Raw genomic sequence first — 14,124 nt, 5'->3', positions numbered from 1 at the left:
CGAAGAGCAGTTTCCAATCTTTCCCGCTTCCACTCTATCTATGATATAATTGACCTTGATTTTAACTGCTTAAGGAGAATGACTTTGACTGAAAAGATACGCGTACGATTTGCACCGAGCCCTACAGGTTTCCTTCACATCGGCGGGGCAAGGACGGCATTGTTCAACTGGCTTTACGCAAAGCACAATAACGGCACCTTCATATTAAGGATCGAAGATACTGACAGAACCCGTTCTACTGACGAATTCATTGACGCTATCATTGACGGCATGAAGTGGCTCGGGTTTAGCTGGGATGAAGGCCCGTTCAGGCAGACAGAGCGCTTTGATATCTACAAAAAATATGTAGACAAGCTTCTGGCAGAAGGCAATGCTTATCACTGTTACTGCTCTCCTGAGGAGCTTGAGGCAAAGCGAAAAGAGGCGATGAAAGAAGGCAGGGCGCTAAAATACAACGGGAAGTGCAGAGGGCTTAAAGAGCCTGTTACAGGAGTAGAACCGGTTGTAAGGTTCAGGATGCCGCAGGACGGCGTTACCGTAGTACATGACCTGATAAAGGGTGTTGTTGAATTTAATAATGAACAGCTTGATGACCTTATCATACAGCGTTCCGACGGCACTCCGACATATAACCTGACGGTTGTCGTTGATGACGTTGATATGGAGATAACCCATGTGATAAGAGGCGATGACCATCTCAATAATACTCCGAGGCAGATACAGATTTATGAGGCGCTGGATTATGCGGTGCCTAAGTTCGCGCATCTTCCGATGATACTCGGCGCTGACAAGGCGCGGCTCTCTAAAAGGCATGGCGCGACTTCAGTCACCGCTTACAGGGATATGGGGTATCTGCCTGAGGCGCTTGTCAATTATCTTGTGCGCCTCGGATGGTCTTACGGCGATCAGGAGGTCTTTACAAAGGAAGAGCTTATTGCACATTTCTCCTTTGAACATATCGGCAAGGCTGCTGCTGTATTTAATCCTGAAAAACTTGACTGGCTGAACGCTCAGTATATCATGGGTTCATCGCCGGAGAGGCTTGCTGAGCTTGTCATTCCTTTTTTGGTCAAAGATGGTTTGCTCAAAGAAGGCGGGTCAATTGACATGGCATGGCTGAGCAAGGCTGTCCTTACATTAAAAGAACGTTCAAAGACATTGGTCGAGCTTGCTGAGTCTATGCGCTACTATATTGCTGAAGAGATAAAATATGATGATAAGGCATGTAAGAAGTTCCTTAACAAAGATTGCCTTGAACTCTTAGTCGAACTGAAAGAGAGACTGGCAGCGGCTTCGGATTTTTCGTCATCAGCACTTGAAAGTATCTTCAAATCCATAGTTGAGAAGCACGGAGCAAACCTTGGGAAGCTCGCGCAGCCTGTCAGGGTCGCTATCACAGGCGGCACCGCAAGCCCCGGGATATTCGAGGTGCTTGAGATAGTAGGCAAAGAGAAGACTGTTAAAAGATTGGAAAAGGCTGTTGAGGCTATCAAAGCCTCGTAACTACTCTGTCATTCTGGCTTGTCCAGAATCTTTATACGGATAGATTCTGGACAAGCCAACAGTAGGCTGGACGGAGCAGCCAGAATGACATTAAAGGGGCAATGACACAATTTTATTATGAATGATAATTCTCCAAAACCATCTGACTTTATCAGGGAGATAATCTCTGAAGACCTTAAACAGAACAAGAACGAGAGCCGCGTGCATACGCGCTTCCCGCCTGAGCCTAACGGCTATCTTCATTTAGGCCACGCAAAGTCCATATGCCTTAATTTTGGCATCGCAAATGAATTTAAGGGCGGACTCTGCAATCTTCGTTTCGATGATACTAACCCGACTAAAGAGGAAGTTGAATATGTCGAAGCGATAAAAGATGATGTCGACTGGCTCGGCTTTGACTGGGACGACAGGGAATACTACGCCTCCGATTACTTTGACCAGTTCTATGTGCACGCGCTTCAACTGATCAACAACGGCAAGGCGTATGTATGCGACCTGAGCGCTGATGAGATGAGGCAGTACAGGGGGACTCTTACAGAGCCGGGCAAGGAGAGCCCGTTCAGGAATCGTTCAGTACAGGAGAACATAGCCCTCTTTGAGCTGATGAAGGGTGGGGAGTTTGAGGATGGCTCACGCACACTCCGCGCAAAGATAGATATGTCATCCGGCAACATCAACATGCGCGATCCTGTCATCTATCGTATTCAGAAAACCTCCCATCACAGGACAGGCGACAAGTGGTGTATCTATCCTATGTATGATTTTGCTCACTGCGTATCAGATTCTATTGAGGGCATCACTCATTCGCTATGCACTCTTGAGTTTGAAGACCATCGTCCCCTCTATGACTGGTTTTTGGATGAATTGAATATCTATCATCCTCAGCAGATCGAGTTCGCGCGCCTTAACATAACGAATACGGTTTTGAGCAAGAGAAAGCTTATTACGCTTGTAAATGAAGGGCATGTCACGGGCTGGGACGACCCCAGGATGCCGACCCTTTCAGGCTTGCGAAGGCGCGGCTACACCCCTGAGGCTATCAGAAACTTTTGTGAACGTATAGGCATCGCAAAGAGAAACAGCACAGTTGATATGGCTTTGCTTGAGCACTGTCTCAGGGAGGATCTTAACAAACGCGCCCCGCGCTTTATGGCGGTGCTTGACCCTTTGAAGGTTGTGATAGAGAACTATCCTGATGATCAGGTAGAAGAGTTTGATGCCGTGAACAATCCTGAAGATGAGAGCATGGGCACGAGAAAGGTGCCTTTTTCACGGGAAATCTATATTGAGCGTGATGACTTTATGGAAGACCCGCCGAAGAAGTTCTTCCGCCTGGCTCCGGGGCGGGAGGTGCGTTTAAGGTATGCCTACTTTATAACCTGCACAGGTGTGGCCAAAGATGAGAACGGAGTTATCACTGAGATCCGCTGCACCTATGACCCGGAGACAAGGGGCGGCGATTCTCCTGACGGCCGCAAGGTCAAGGCAACGATCCATTGGGTATCTGCGCCGAGGTCTCTGCCTGCTGAAGTGCGGTTGTATGATCACCTCTTTTCAGTTTCTGAGCCCGGTGAGGATTTTATCGCAGATCTGAATCCGAACTCGCTTAAGACAATGTCATTCAGCCGTATTGAGCCGGCTCTTGTGGATGCGTTCATGTGTCAGTTCGAGAGGCTCGGCTATTTTTGTGTCGACCCGCAAGACTCTTTTATTAAGAAGATGCCGGTCTTTAACAGGACAGTGACTTTGAAAGATACATGGGCCAAGGTAAATAAGGCGGAGAATAAATAATAAAATCTCCCCTTGCCCCTCTTTGCCAAAGAGGGGATTGAAGGAGTAATAAATTATCATATGAAAAAGATCGCTGTCATAGGAGCGGGAAGCTGGGGAACCGCGCTGGCATTTCTGCTCGGGGAGAAGGGGTATGATGTTTCTCTCTGGGTATATGAGCATGAACTTGCTGATGAGATCGCAAAGAGCAGGGTCAATGCAAAATTCCTTCCTGACGCAGCACTTCCTCAAAACATTATACCTTCAAGCAGTATGCGTGATGTGCTTAAAGATGCTGAGGTTGTTCTCAGCGTTGTGCCTACACAGCACACAAGAATGGTCTTTAAGCAAGCTGTTTCTCTTATTCCTCAAGGCGCTCATATAGTGACAGCATCTAAAGGCATTGAGAACGGTACGCTTCTGACGGTCTCGCAGATAATTGAAGAGATGACCGGACGCAAGACGGCTGCCCTTTCAGGCCCGAGCTTTGCCAAAGAGGTGATAAAGAAACTTCCTACTGCTGTAACGTTAGCAAGCAAGAGTGAAGATACAGGCCTGGCGCTTCAGAAGATATTTAATACCGACTACTTCAGGGTCTATACAAATACCGATGTGCTTGGCGTTGAACTTGGCGGCGCGCTTAAAAATGTCATGGCTATAGCTTCAGGAATTTCAGACGGCCTCGGCCTCGGCTCAAGCGCGAGGGCTGCTCTTATCACAAGGGGGCTTGAGGAGATAATCCGGCTTGGCGTTGTCATGGGCGCGGATGAGAAGACATTCAGGGGGCTCAGCGGCATGGGCGATCTGGTGCTTACATGCACAGGCGTTCTGTCAAGGAACTATACCGTAGGCATGAGGCTCGGCAAAGGCGAGAAGCTTAAAGATATCGTCTCAAGCATGTCAATGGTGGCTGAAGGTATTGCGACCTCTGAATCAGCATATGAGCTCTCTAAAAAATACAGGGTAGAGATGCCTGTGGTTGAACAGGTCTTTAAAACTATTAATGAGGACAAGCCTCCAAAAGACGCGGTTAAAGAGCTGATGGCAAGAAGCCTGAAAGCGGAACATTAAAAAAATAGGCAGAAGGAAAAGCATAATTACCAAGAGCATGTCATTCTCGCAAGCGAAGCGCGTCGGGAATCTTTTTTGGCAACGATTCCGGACAAGCCGGAATGACAGGATTTTACAATGGATAACAAGAAGATAAAAAATTTACTTGAGTCTGTGAAGACGGGAGATGTCTCGGTAATGAAGGCGATGGAGACCTTAAAGCATCTTCCGTATGAGGACATGGGTTTTGCAAAGGTCGACCATCACAGGTCACTGAGGCATGGCATACCTGAGGTGATATATGCCCAGGGCAAGGAGATAAAAGATATCGTATCAATATCAGATTCGATCCTGAAGCGGAGCGGGAAGCTTTTTATCACCAAGGCGTCAAAACCTGTGTTTCAAAAGATAGAGGCTCTATGCAGGAAGCATAAAAAGAAGGCTGAGTTTTATGAGAGGTCTGGTGTGATAATTGTAGGCGGCGAGAAGAAGAAGGAAGGCTTTGTAGCGGTCATCTCCGCAGGCACATCTGATATCTCTGTTGCTGAAGAGGCAGCGGTAACAGCATCATTTCTCGGAAGCAGGGTTGAGATAACTTATGATGTCGGAGTTGCCGGCCTGCACAGGCTTATGGATGCAAAGGATTCATTAAAGGACGCGAAGGTGCTGATAGTTGTCGCAGGGATGGAGGGCGCGCTGCCTTCAGTTGTCGGCGGGATGACAGACAAGCCTATCATCGCAGTTCCAACCTCGGTCGGATACGGCGTAAACCTCGGCGGCATTACCACGCTCTTTGCAATGCTGAGTTCATGCGTTCCCGGAATAGCTGTAATGAATATTGATAACGGTTTCGGCGCGGGTGTCCTGGCGCATAAGATAAATTTATTATGATCGTATACTTTGACTGTTTCTCAGGGATAAGCGGCGATATGATCCTCGGCGCGCTTGTTGACGCAGGCGTTTCTCCTGAAGCCTTAAAAAAGGAACTCTCCAAACTCCCTGTTCACGGATATGAATTAAAAGTTAAGAGAGTGAAAAGGTCAGGGCTTGCCGCAACAAAGGTTGATGTGGTTCTTAAGCCATCAGCAGTCAGCCATCAGCAGTCAGCTGAAAAATGGAAAGACATAGAGAAGATAATTACAACTTCAACACTCTCAAAAGAGATAAAACAGAAAGGTCTATTAATATTCAAAAGGCTCTTTGAGGCTGAGGCAAAGGTTCACGGTGAGAAAATTCAGGACGTTCATCTGCATGAGCTCGGCGCGGTTGATTGCATAGTAGATATATTTGGCGCGCTGATAGGTCTTGATATGCTCGGCATCACTGAGATTTATTCTTCTCCTTTAAATGTGGGAGGCGGCACGGTAAAGACAGCACATGGCATATTGCCTGTTCCGGCTCCGGCGACTCTGGAGCTTTTGAAAAGCGTTCCGGTCTACTCATCAGGCTTAGAGCATGAGCTTACAACCCCGACAGGCGCTGTGATAATATCGTCACTTGCAAAAGGATTTATGCCGTTTCCTGATATGAAAGTCTCGGGGACAGGATTAGGCGCAGGCGGCAAGGAGCTTAAAGAACAGCCGAATGTGCTGACGATGATTTTAGGAGAAAAATTTAAAAATCTCCCCTCACCCCTCTTTGCCAAAGAGGGGAATATTTTGAGTCCCACTTTAAAAAAGGGGGAGAAAGGGGGATTTTCAGATAAAGATATCACAATCATAGAAACCAATATTGATGACATGAACCCTCAGGTTTATGAGTATGTGATGAAGAAACTCTTTAAGGCGGGCGCGCTTGATGTCTGGCTGACAAATATCATAATGAAGAAGGGCAGGCCGGGTATCAAGCTGACGGTTCTCTGTTATAAAGAAAAAATGGATGAGCTTTCAAAGATCATATTTACAGAGACGACGAGCATCGGCGTGAGATTTTATACCGCAGGGCGTGAAGTGCTTGCGCGGGAGATAAAACCTGTAAAGACAAAGTTCGGGAATATCAATGTGAAGGTTTCACGCCTTGACGGAAAGATACTTAAGGCAACCCCGGAGTATGATGACTGCAAAAAGATAGCTAAGAAATTAAATGTACCCCTTCTGAAAGTTATAGAGGCAGTAAAGGGGAGATCTTAATTAGAAAATCTCCCCTGCCTGATTATCTTATTTCTTTATCTCTTCCTTTTTCTTGCCGCTTAATGAAATAAAGATAGAGGAGCCTTTTCTGTAAACCAGCAGGAGCACGTCATCTTCAGGCTTTATCTTTGATACGATGTCATTGAAATCGTCTGTGCCGGATACGGCTTTTCTGTTTATTTCAAGAATAACATCTCCACGCGTAAGTTTCTCTGCGGCAGGGCTGTCTTCGGCAACGTCAGATATTACAACGCCCCTGAGCTTCTGCGGAATATTCAGCTCTTTGTAGATATCCGGGGTAATGTCCTGGGTTGTTACGCCCATCAGGGCGTTATCAAGGATAGTGTTGGCTGTTTTTTCAGATTCCGCGCTGAGTTCTGTAATTGTTATCTTGAGGGTTGTGAGTTTTCCATCTCTGATAACCACAACCTTTGCCTCTTCGCCGGGCAAAGTATTGGCTACGCTGTTTCTCAGATTTGCGGGCTCATCAACTTTTATATTGTTGAACTCAACTATTACATCCCCTCTCAGAAGGCCGGCCTTTTCAGCAGGGCCTCCTTCGATTATCTCGGTAATAAGAGCGCCGTAATTGTCGATAAGCTGGAACTGTCTGGCAAGCTCAGGCGTGATGGGCTGAACAGATACGCCTAACCATCCGCGTATGACCTTTCCTTTTTCAACGAGGCTGTCCAAAACTCTTTTTGCCATGTTGCTCGGAATTGCAAAACCAATGCCCTGGTATCCTCCTGAAGTGCTGAAGATGGCGGTATTGATGCCGACAAGTTCGCCTTTTGCGTTTATAAGTGCGCCGCCAGAGTTCCCGGGATTTATGGCAGCATCTGTCTGTATGAAATCCTCATAGTCTGATATGCCTACATTCTCTCTTCCAAGCGCGCTGACGATGCCCGAGGTAACGGTCTGGTTCAGTCCGTACGGGCTGCCTATAGCCATTACAAGCCCGCCCACCTTTAAATCATCTGAATTCCCCCAGGTCATCGTAGGTAATCCTTCAGCTTCGACCTTGATAACTGATATGTCTGTCTTCGGGTCACTGGCTATGAGCTTTCCCTCAAACTCCCTTTTATCAGATAAAAGAACGGTTATCTCATCAGCATCCTTTACAACATGGTTATTAGTGACTATATAACCGTCAGAAGTTACTATAACCCCTGACCCGAGGCTTGTAGCCTTTCTTTCCCGTGGTCTTTGCATCTGGTCGAACTGGTCGCCAAAAAATCTTTTAAAGAACGGGTCTTCAAATAAAGGATTGACATTGCCCTGGGTCTTAATGGTCTTTGTAGTAGAGATATTGACTACGGCAGGCTTGACCGCTTCAACTACTTCTGACATGGCCTCACTGGTCCTTGAAAGAAGGTCTTTCGACTCCTGCAAGGAAGTTTGGCTCCTGGCATTGGCCTCAGAATGGGTGATCATAGGAACAAGGCAGGCTATATTGAGCAATAATATGATAGCGGCAAAAAAAAGCAGCTTTCTGAATTCGGCTTTTTTGATAGACATTTCTTCTCCTTTTATAATGGTATCGTTTAGATTATATATTTCAAAACACCATAGGTCAAAAATAATAATTAAAGCTTAGCATATCTATATTGAATAAATTATGAAGATATTCCGGGTTTACAAATCGCGCATCTTCAATTATCATTTAAGCACTTAATGTTGTGAAGCAGAAGTAATTTCAGAGGGTAATATAACCAATATGCGCATATCACTGGCACAGATGAACCCTACGGTTGGCGGCCTTGAAGGCAACCGGAAGAAGATAGTTTCATATATAAAGAAAGCCCTTGCCGCCAAGTCTGACCTCATCGTCTTTCCGGAACTTGCAGTGACAGGTTATCCTCCTGAAGACCTTCTCCTGAAGCCTGATTTTATAGATGACAGCATTGATGTGCTTAATGAGATAAAGAGGTCAGTTGACGGAATAGCAGCCATTATCGGTTTTGTCGATAAAAAAGAGGGTCTCTATAATGCGGCAGCAGTTATATCGAATAAAAAAATCATAGATGTTTACCATAAAAAGCATCTTCCGAATTACGGGGTCTTTGATGAATACCGTTATTTTAAAAAAGGCGCGAGGTATCCGGTCTATAATTTTGCCGGAATAAATATCGGGATAAATATTTGTGAGGATATCTGGGAGAAGAACGGGCCGGCAAAGGTTCAGGCATTGTCCGGCGCCGAGCTTATCATAAATATCAACGCGTCGCCGTATTGCATCGGCAAGATAGCCGTCAGGCAAGAGATGCTTAAAAAACGCGCGCTGGAATGCAATGCCGCAATGCTCTATGTAAACATGGTCGGCGGGCAGGATGAACTTGTATTTGACGGCGGCAGTTTTGTAATGGATGCTAAGGGCGGGATGATAATTGAGGGCAGGCAGTTTGTGGAAGAGATGCTGACATTTGATTTTCAACCGGAAAAGGTCAAACGGCAGGAATTATCAGATGACAGCAGGAAGGAGCTTAAGAGGCTGGTATCCAAAGGCGAGAAGGTTGAGATGGCAGATATCCCTTCGGCGCTCTCAAAAAGAAGACCTCAATTAAAGAACAGAAGGCATAAGAAGATATCCGAACCTGAAGAAATATACAGCGCGCTTGTCCTCGGAACAAAAGACTATGTGCAGAAGAACAGGTTTAAGGGGGCGGTGATAGGGATGAGCGGCGGGGTCGACTCTGCCCTGGTCGCGACCATCGCTGTTGACGCGCTCGGGAGAGAGAATGTGCACGGTGTATTTATGCCGTCGCGCTATACTTCCAAAGAGAGCCGTGACGATGCACACACTCACGCTGACAATCTCGGCATAAAGATAAAGACGGTTCCTATCGATGATATTTTCAACGTCTTCCTTAAAACTTTTTCAAAAGAGTTCAGCGGCGCCGCTCCGGACACTACAGAAGAGAACCTGCAGGCAAGGATCAGGGGAACTATCCTGATGGCGTTCTCAAATAAGTTCGGATGGCTCGTTCTGACAACAGGGAATAAGTCCGAGATGAGCGTTGGTTACGCTACCTTGTACGGCGATATGGCCGGCGGGTTTGCTGTGATAAAGGATGTGCCGAAGACGCTTGTGTATAAACTCTGCGAGTGGCGCAACGGCAAAGAGGGCAGTATGCTTATTCCGGAAAATATATTATGGAAAGAGCCTACGGCAGAGCTTAAGCCTGACCAGAGGGATACAGACACTCTTCCGCCGTATCCTGTGCTTGACCCTGTGCTTAAAGCTTATGTTGAGGATGACCGCAGTTTTGAAGAGATCATGGAGCTGGGCTGTGATGTAAACAGCGTTCAAAAGGTTATAAGAATGGTAGACAGTTCCGAGTATAAGAGACGCCAGGCGCCTCCGGGGATAAAGATAACACAGCGTGCGTTCGGCAAGGACCGCAGGTTCCCCATAACAAATAAATACAGGAGTTACTAAGATAAATTAAAAATTGAGGTGAAAGAGTGAAAAATAAGAATTCAATTCTCGTATTTCTGTTTATGTGCTTGATCCTGACAGCAACTGCCTGCTCAGGCGCAGGCGGGACTGCCAAGGATGAGGGCAGTGCTTTTAAATCCGTTCAGGAGATAGGTGAGGCCGCTCCGGAAACACCGGTGAAGATCAAATTGAAACGCAATGGAGACGGAGAGTATTCATGGGAACTGAGCGGTGATGATGTTGAGAAGGTTATTGAGACGGATAAAAGGCTTTTGCAGTATAATAATAAAACAAAAAAATAATTAAGAGGGAATGATCATGAAATTCAAACTTTTGGCGCTTGGTGTTTCAACAGGTATTTTATGGGGTTTAAGTTTATTTATTGTCACGCTATTGAGTGTTTATACAGGATATGGAGAGACATTTCTGAAGTCTTTGCCTCAATCCATGTATCCGGGGTATGATATCTCTATCAAGGGGAGTTTCTTCGGCCTTATCATAGGTTTTTTTGACGGTGTTATCTGCGCTTCCATATTCGGATGGGTCTACAATAAGATAGCCGAGGCGCAGGAGAAGAAGTCTTAATCAGTAGAAACGGGTTTTAATTTTTCACATATCCTTCAATAAGCAGGTCATCGCCGAATTTTCTTGTTTTTATGTCTCTTAGCTTTAAAGCTTTCAAAAGTGAGGCAGGAGCGCCGCCTTCAACAGATGTTACGGCATCCTTGCCGCCTATGATCTTTGGAGCGATAAAGAACATAACCTTATCAACTATCCTGCCTGAAAGCGCTGACGCGGCTATGTGTGAACCGCCTTCGATCATTATGCTTGATATCCCCAGCCTGCCGAGTTCTTTTCCCAATAGTTTAAGGTCAACCTGTTTGTTTCTGCTCTTTAAAATAAGGAGCTGATGCCCGGCCTTTCTTATCGCATTAATCTTGCCGGCTGCTGCCTGATCTGTTGTTGCTATAATTGTCTTGCCGTCTTTATACCCTAATAATTTGGATTTGAGAGATATCCTGAGCTCGCTGTCAACGATTATCCTGTATGGATTCCTCCCTCCTCTCATCCTGCAGTCAAGGGACGGGTCGTCCTTTATTACAGTTCCTATTCCTACCATTACGGCGTCCAGCTCATTCCTCAGTTTATGAACATGCTTTCTTGCCTTCTCGCCTGTGATCCATTTGGACTCGCCTTTTGCGTCCGCTATTTTGCCGTCAATGCTCTGGGCTATCTTAAGAATGATGAATGGTTTTTTTGTTGTAATGAACTTGATAAAAGGTTCATTAAGCTTCGCAGCCTCTCCTTCCATGATGCCTGCCTCGGTTTCGATCCCGGCCTTGTTAAGCTCCTTTATCCCTTTTCCTGATACCTTTGGATTCGGGTCAAGCATTGAGACTACAACTTTTTTAATGCCTGATCTGATAATAGCATTGGTGCACGGCGGTGTTTTTTTATCGGTATGGCAGCATGGTTCAAGGTTGATGTAGAGCGTGGCTCCTCTTGCAGAGGCGCCTGCCTTTGCAAGGGCAAGTGCTTCGGCATGAGGCTCGCCTGCTTTTTTATGATAGTCAGAAGCTATGATCCTGTTGTTCTTGACTATAACAGCGCCGACAACAGGATTGGGGCTTGTGCGGCCAATGCCCTTTGCAGCGAGAGCGAGGGTTTTTTTTATATACATCTCATTTTTTGTCATATTTTGAATTATAGATTTTAACAGAAAAGTATGATATTAGAGTAGGTATGAAAAATATATTATAATAATTCATATGTGAAGGGTTTTAATCTCGGCAGTATATAAGGAGGATGAAATGGCGACAAAGCTTGGTGAAAAGTATAAGTGTGTGGTTTGTACAAACGAGGTGGCTGTGACCAACGAGGGAGTCGGAGTTCTTGTCTGCTGCGGGAAGCCCATGCAGAAGACCGCCTGATAATTCTTCTGATTAAGTAAATTGATCTTAACAAGGAGGCCGGAGATGGGGAAGATCCCTTTGATAGCCGGGCTGTCATTTTTATTGTTGGCGAACGTTTCTTTTTCATCAGCTTCTTCAGACAGCGGAAAAGAACTGTTTGAAAAGAAGTGCGGGCAATGCCATGCCCTTGACCGCGCTTTGAGAAAAAACAAGGATCTCGAAGGGTGGAAAAGGACCACGAAGAGGATGTCAAAATATTCCGGCGGCGCTATTTCAGCTGATGTGGCTGAGGAGATAGCGCTCTACCTCGCAGGCAGGGGAACAGGGCCTTCCCGGGCCGTTCCTGATAAGCCTGAATAGAGGAAGGCGGGCATTACAGAAAAGGTCGTGTTTTGACATCTGTTTTATGTGTGAGGCTTAATGAATAATACTCGATGGCAGATCATACTTGGATTGGCACTCATAAGCCTTTCCATGCTCTTTTATTCTATACACTACGCGCTCTTTGGCGACGCCCATCACATTTTCATATATTTGCTGGGTGATATCGCGTTTGTGCCGATCGAAGTCCTGCTTGTCACTCTGATCATCCACCGCCTTCTTCAGCAGAGGGAGAAGGATATCCTGATGCAGAAGATGAATATGGTCATCGGGACTTTCTTCAGCGAGGCTGGCAATGACCTGCTTGAGCATCTTCTCAAATTCAACAGCCATTCTCTGCGGGGGAATAAACATATGATCGTATCAGCTGAATGGTCTGATAAGGATTTTAATGAAGCTGTCAGATTTATATCAGGGCATAAACCTGAAGTTGATATACGCAAAGGCAGCCTGGATGAGTTGAAGGATTTTCTGCATGAAAAGAGGCTGTTTCTGCTGCGCCTGCTGGAGAACCAGAACCTGCTTGAGCATGATTCTTTTACAGACCTGCTCTGGGCCGTATTTCACCTTTCAGAGGAGCTTGATGCGAGGCAGGATCTTTCACTGTTGGCCGAGATGGACGGCAAGCACCTGGAACTGGATATCAACCGCGCGTATAATCATCTGCTGTTTGAATGGCTGATGTATATGAAGCATATGAAGAAGAGCTACCCTTATCTTTTTTCGCTTGCCGTCAGGACAAATATATTCAGGGATGACCCGTCGCCTGAAGTGAAATGAGCAATTAGAAATCACACATCTGTTTTTATAGGGGAGGAGCAATGTCAAAGACTGAAAAGAATCTTAAGGACGCGTTCGCGGGCGAGTCGCAGGCCAACAGGAAATACCTTGCGTTTGCAAAAAAGGCTGAAAAAGAGGGCTACCGCCAGGTTGCCAAGCTCTTCAGGGCCGCTGCCGATGCCGAGACGGTCCATGCCCATAACCATCTCAGGGAGCTTGACGGCATTAAAAGCACCAAAGAGAACCTTGAGGCTGCCATAAGCGGAGAGACGCATGAGTTTGAGAGCATGTACCCGGCAATGATAGATGAAGCAAAGGCAGAAGGAGAGACTTCGGCTTCAAGGAGTTTTTATCTTGCAAATGAGGTGGAAAAGATACACGCGGCGCTATATAAGAGTGCGCTCGAAAGCCTCGGCAACAGCAGGGAAGTTGATTATTATGTCTGCCAGGTCTGCGGGAATACCGTTGAGGGCGAGGCGCCGGATGAGTGCCCGATATGCGGGGCGTTGGGGAAGATGTTTACGAAGATAGAGTAGGATCTATGCAGCAAAGTAATATAAAATCCGTATGAGATATTATTAGGCTGCGACTGCGTGAATATCCGCAGGGAGCCTGCTGAGAATCAGTTCTTTGAGCTGGACTTTTTTGCTTGCATTGTCTATGTCAATGCCCACTAAATTGCCGTCGGCATCATAATCAAGGACAACACCTGTAGAAATTTCTTTGCTCTCAACGCTTGTTTTTTCGGAGAGATCGATATATAGAGAATCGGTCTCCGGATAATAATTAAGTTTCATGGCTTATACCTCCTGTCTGGAAATGCATTGTGAATTGTTTTTTTATCTTCTAATGTAATGACTCTAAGTACACGGTCATCTAATTCTTCAACTATGCCCCAAAACCTGAAACGATTATGCTCCTGAGGTTCAACCCTGAGCGGGTGCTTAATTATCTGAATACACCATTCTTTTTTGAGATATGGCCGTTTCCTTAAAATTTCCTTCTCAAAATATTCTGTGAATTTGTAGTCATCCATTCTTTGCTATAGATAGGATACTATTTTACGCGATTTTCAACAACAGGAAACTTTTGCGGGCGATGGGGAAGATGTTTACGAAGATAGAGTAGGGGTGTAGATGTTACGCAGAGTTCAGCGGGT

General features: G+C 46.0%; 16 protein-coding genes. 12 read left to right on the top strand and 4 right to left on the bottom strand.

Features of this window, described 5'->3' with window-relative positions; all coding sequences use genetic code 11:
* The first annotated feature begins 78 nt into the window (after positions 1–78).
* The 5 genes from gltX to larC all read left to right on the top strand — a co-directional run bounded on the left by gltX (position 79) and on the right by larC (position 6,452).
* Positions 79–1,503 (top strand): glutamate--tRNA ligase, encoded by a 1,425-nt coding sequence (gene gltX, locus HY807_10960; protein ID MBI4826920.1) that lies wholly within the window; start codon positions 79–81, stop codon positions 1,501–1,503.
* A 117-nt stretch (positions 1,504–1,620) separates the two neighbouring features.
* Positions 1,621–3,294: a glutamine--tRNA ligase/YqeY domain fusion protein gene (locus HY807_10955; protein MBI4826919.1), complete on the top strand. Its 1,674-nt coding sequence runs from the start codon at positions 1,621–1,623 to the stop codon at positions 3,292–3,294.
* 60 nt (positions 3,295–3,354) lie between these two features.
* On the top strand, positions 3,355–4,344 hold the full coding sequence (locus HY807_10950; GenBank protein MBI4826918.1) for an NAD(P)-dependent glycerol-3-phosphate dehydrogenase: 990 nt from the start codon (positions 3,355–3,357) through the stop codon (positions 4,342–4,344).
* Between the two features lie 117 nt (positions 4,345–4,461).
* A complete protein-coding gene (gene larB, locus HY807_10945) occupies positions 4,462–5,214 on the top strand; it encodes a nickel pincer cofactor biosynthesis protein LarB (GenBank protein MBI4826917.1) in 753 nt (250 codons plus the stop codon).
* Positions 5,208–6,452, top strand: a complete 1,245-nt coding sequence (gene larC / locus HY807_10940; GenBank protein MBI4826916.1) for a nickel pincer cofactor biosynthesis protein LarC — start codon at positions 5,208–5,210, stop codon at positions 6,450–6,452. The genes larB and larC overlap by 7 nt, the downstream gene beginning before the upstream one ends.
* Positions 6,453–6,479: 27 nt before the next feature.
* Here the strand turns inward: larC and HY807_10935 are convergent, their stop codons facing one another.
* Entirely contained in the window at positions 6,480–7,970 is a 1,491-nt protein-coding gene (locus HY807_10935) for a DegQ family serine endoprotease (GenBank protein ID MBI4826915.1), read from the bottom strand.
* A 190-nt stretch (positions 7,971–8,160) separates the two neighbouring features.
* Here HY807_10935 and HY807_10930 point away from each other — a divergent pair, with 190 nt between their 5' ends.
* The 3 genes from HY807_10930 to HY807_10920 are packed head-to-tail and all read left to right on the top strand — an operon-like array spanning position 8,161 to position 10,476.
* Positions 8,161–9,891 (top strand): NAD+ synthase, encoded by a 1,731-nt coding sequence (locus HY807_10930; GenBank protein ID MBI4826914.1) that lies wholly within the window; start codon positions 8,161–8,163, stop codon positions 9,889–9,891.
* A 26-nt stretch (positions 9,892–9,917) separates the two neighbouring features.
* Positions 9,918–10,193 (top strand): hypothetical protein, encoded by a 276-nt coding sequence (locus HY807_10925; protein ID MBI4826913.1) that lies wholly within the window; start codon positions 9,918–9,920, stop codon positions 10,191–10,193.
* Positions 10,194–10,209: 16 nt separating this feature from the next.
* Positions 10,210–10,476: a bacteriophage holin gene (locus HY807_10920; GenBank protein MBI4826912.1), complete on the top strand. Its 267-nt coding sequence runs from the start codon at positions 10,210–10,212 to the stop codon at positions 10,474–10,476.
* A gap of 16 nt (positions 10,477–10,492) precedes the next feature.
* Here HY807_10920 and ribD read toward each other — a convergent pair whose 3' ends face one another.
* Complete coding sequence (gene ribD / locus HY807_10915) at positions 10,493–11,587, bottom strand: bifunctional diaminohydroxyphosphoribosylaminopyrimidine deaminase/5-amino-6-(5-phosphoribosylamino)uracil reductase RibD (GenBank protein ID MBI4826911.1); 1,095 nt, start codon at positions 11,585–11,587, stop codon at positions 10,493–10,495.
* A gap of 115 nt (positions 11,588–11,702) precedes the next feature.
* Between ribD and HY807_10910 the strand changes: the two genes are divergently transcribed.
* The 4 genes from HY807_10910 to HY807_10895 are packed head-to-tail and all read left to right on the top strand — an operon-like array spanning position 11,703 to position 13,501.
* On the top strand, positions 11,703–11,822 hold the full coding sequence (locus HY807_10910; GenBank protein MBI4826910.1) for a desulfoferrodoxin FeS4 iron-binding domain-containing protein: 120 nt from the start codon (positions 11,703–11,705) through the stop codon (positions 11,820–11,822).
* 45 nt (positions 11,823–11,867) lie between these two features.
* Positions 11,868–12,164: a hypothetical protein gene (locus tag HY807_10905; protein ID MBI4826909.1), complete on the top strand. Its 297-nt coding sequence runs from the start codon at positions 11,868–11,870 to the stop codon at positions 12,162–12,164.
* A gap of 60 nt (positions 12,165–12,224) precedes the next feature.
* Positions 12,225–12,965 carry a hypothetical protein gene (locus tag HY807_10900; protein ID MBI4826908.1) on the top strand — a complete coding sequence of 247 codons (741 nt, stop codon included), beginning with the start codon at positions 12,225–12,227 and terminating at the stop codon, positions 12,963–12,965.
* Positions 12,966–13,006: 41 nt separating this feature from the next.
* The gene (locus HY807_10895; GenBank protein ID MBI4826907.1) at positions 13,007–13,501 is read left to right on the top strand and encodes a rubrerythrin family protein; all 495 of its coding nucleotides are present in this window, start codon (positions 13,007–13,009) and stop codon (positions 13,499–13,501) included.
* A 42-nt stretch (positions 13,502–13,543) separates the two neighbouring features.
* On the opposite strand, the gene HY807_10890 is transcribed toward HY807_10895, so the two are convergent.
* Positions 13,544–13,762, bottom strand: coding sequence for a DUF2283 domain-containing protein (locus HY807_10890; protein ID MBI4826906.1), 219 nt, complete (start codon positions 13,760–13,762; stop codon positions 13,544–13,546).
* Positions 13,759–14,001 (bottom strand): hypothetical protein, encoded by a 243-nt coding sequence (locus tag HY807_10885; protein ID MBI4826905.1) that lies wholly within the window; start codon positions 13,999–14,001, stop codon positions 13,759–13,761. The genes HY807_10890 and HY807_10885 overlap by 4 nt, the downstream gene beginning before the upstream one ends.
* Positions 14,002–14,124: the final 123 nt, after the last annotated feature.

The sequence above is a fragment of the Nitrospirota bacterium genome (genome assembly GCA_016207885.1).
In the GTDB taxonomy this organism is placed as follows: Bacteria; Nitrospirota; Thermodesulfovibrionia; order UBA6902; family UBA6902; genus JACQZG01.
This window is presented reverse-complemented; position numbering and strand designations above follow the sequence as displayed.

Coding starts and splice junctions, on each gene's coding strand:
- HY807_10905 (MBI4826909.1), top strand. CDS start 11,868: ATGGGGAAGATCCCTTTGATAGCCGGGCTGTCATTTTTATTGTTGGCG.
- HY807_10935 (MBI4826915.1), bottom strand. CDS start 7,970: ATGTCTATCAAAAAAGCCGAATTCAGAAAGCTGCTTTTTTTTGCCGCT.
- HY807_10885 (MBI4826905.1), bottom strand. CDS start 14,001: ATGGATGACTACAAATTCACAGAATATTTTGAGAAGGAAATTTTAAGG.
- HY807_10950 (MBI4826918.1), top strand. CDS start 3,355: ATGAAAAAGATCGCTGTCATAGGAGCGGGAAGCTGGGGAACCGCGCTG.
- HY807_10895 (MBI4826907.1), top strand. CDS start 13,007: ATGTCAAAGACTGAAAAGAATCTTAAGGACGCGTTCGCGGGCGAGTCG.
- HY807_10890 (MBI4826906.1), bottom strand. CDS start 13,762: ATGAAACTTAATTATTATCCGGAGACCGATTCTCTATATATCGATCTC.
- HY807_10900 (MBI4826908.1), top strand. CDS start 12,225: ATGAATAATACTCGATGGCAGATCATACTTGGATTGGCACTCATAAGC.
- ribD (MBI4826911.1), bottom strand. CDS start 11,587: ATGACAAAAAATGAGATGTATATAAAAAAAACCCTCGCTCTCGCTGCA.
- gltX (MBI4826920.1), top strand. CDS start 79: ATGACTTTGACTGAAAAGATACGCGTACGATTTGCACCGAGCCCTACA.
- HY807_10910 (MBI4826910.1), top strand. CDS start 11,703: ATGGCGACAAAGCTTGGTGAAAAGTATAAGTGTGTGGTTTGTACAAAC.
- HY807_10920 (MBI4826912.1), top strand. CDS start 10,210: ATGAAATTCAAACTTTTGGCGCTTGGTGTTTCAACAGGTATTTTATGG.
- HY807_10955 (MBI4826919.1), top strand. CDS start 1,621: ATGAATGATAATTCTCCAAAACCATCTGACTTTATCAGGGAGATAATC.
- larB (MBI4826917.1), top strand. CDS start 4,462: ATGGATAACAAGAAGATAAAAAATTTACTTGAGTCTGTGAAGACGGGA.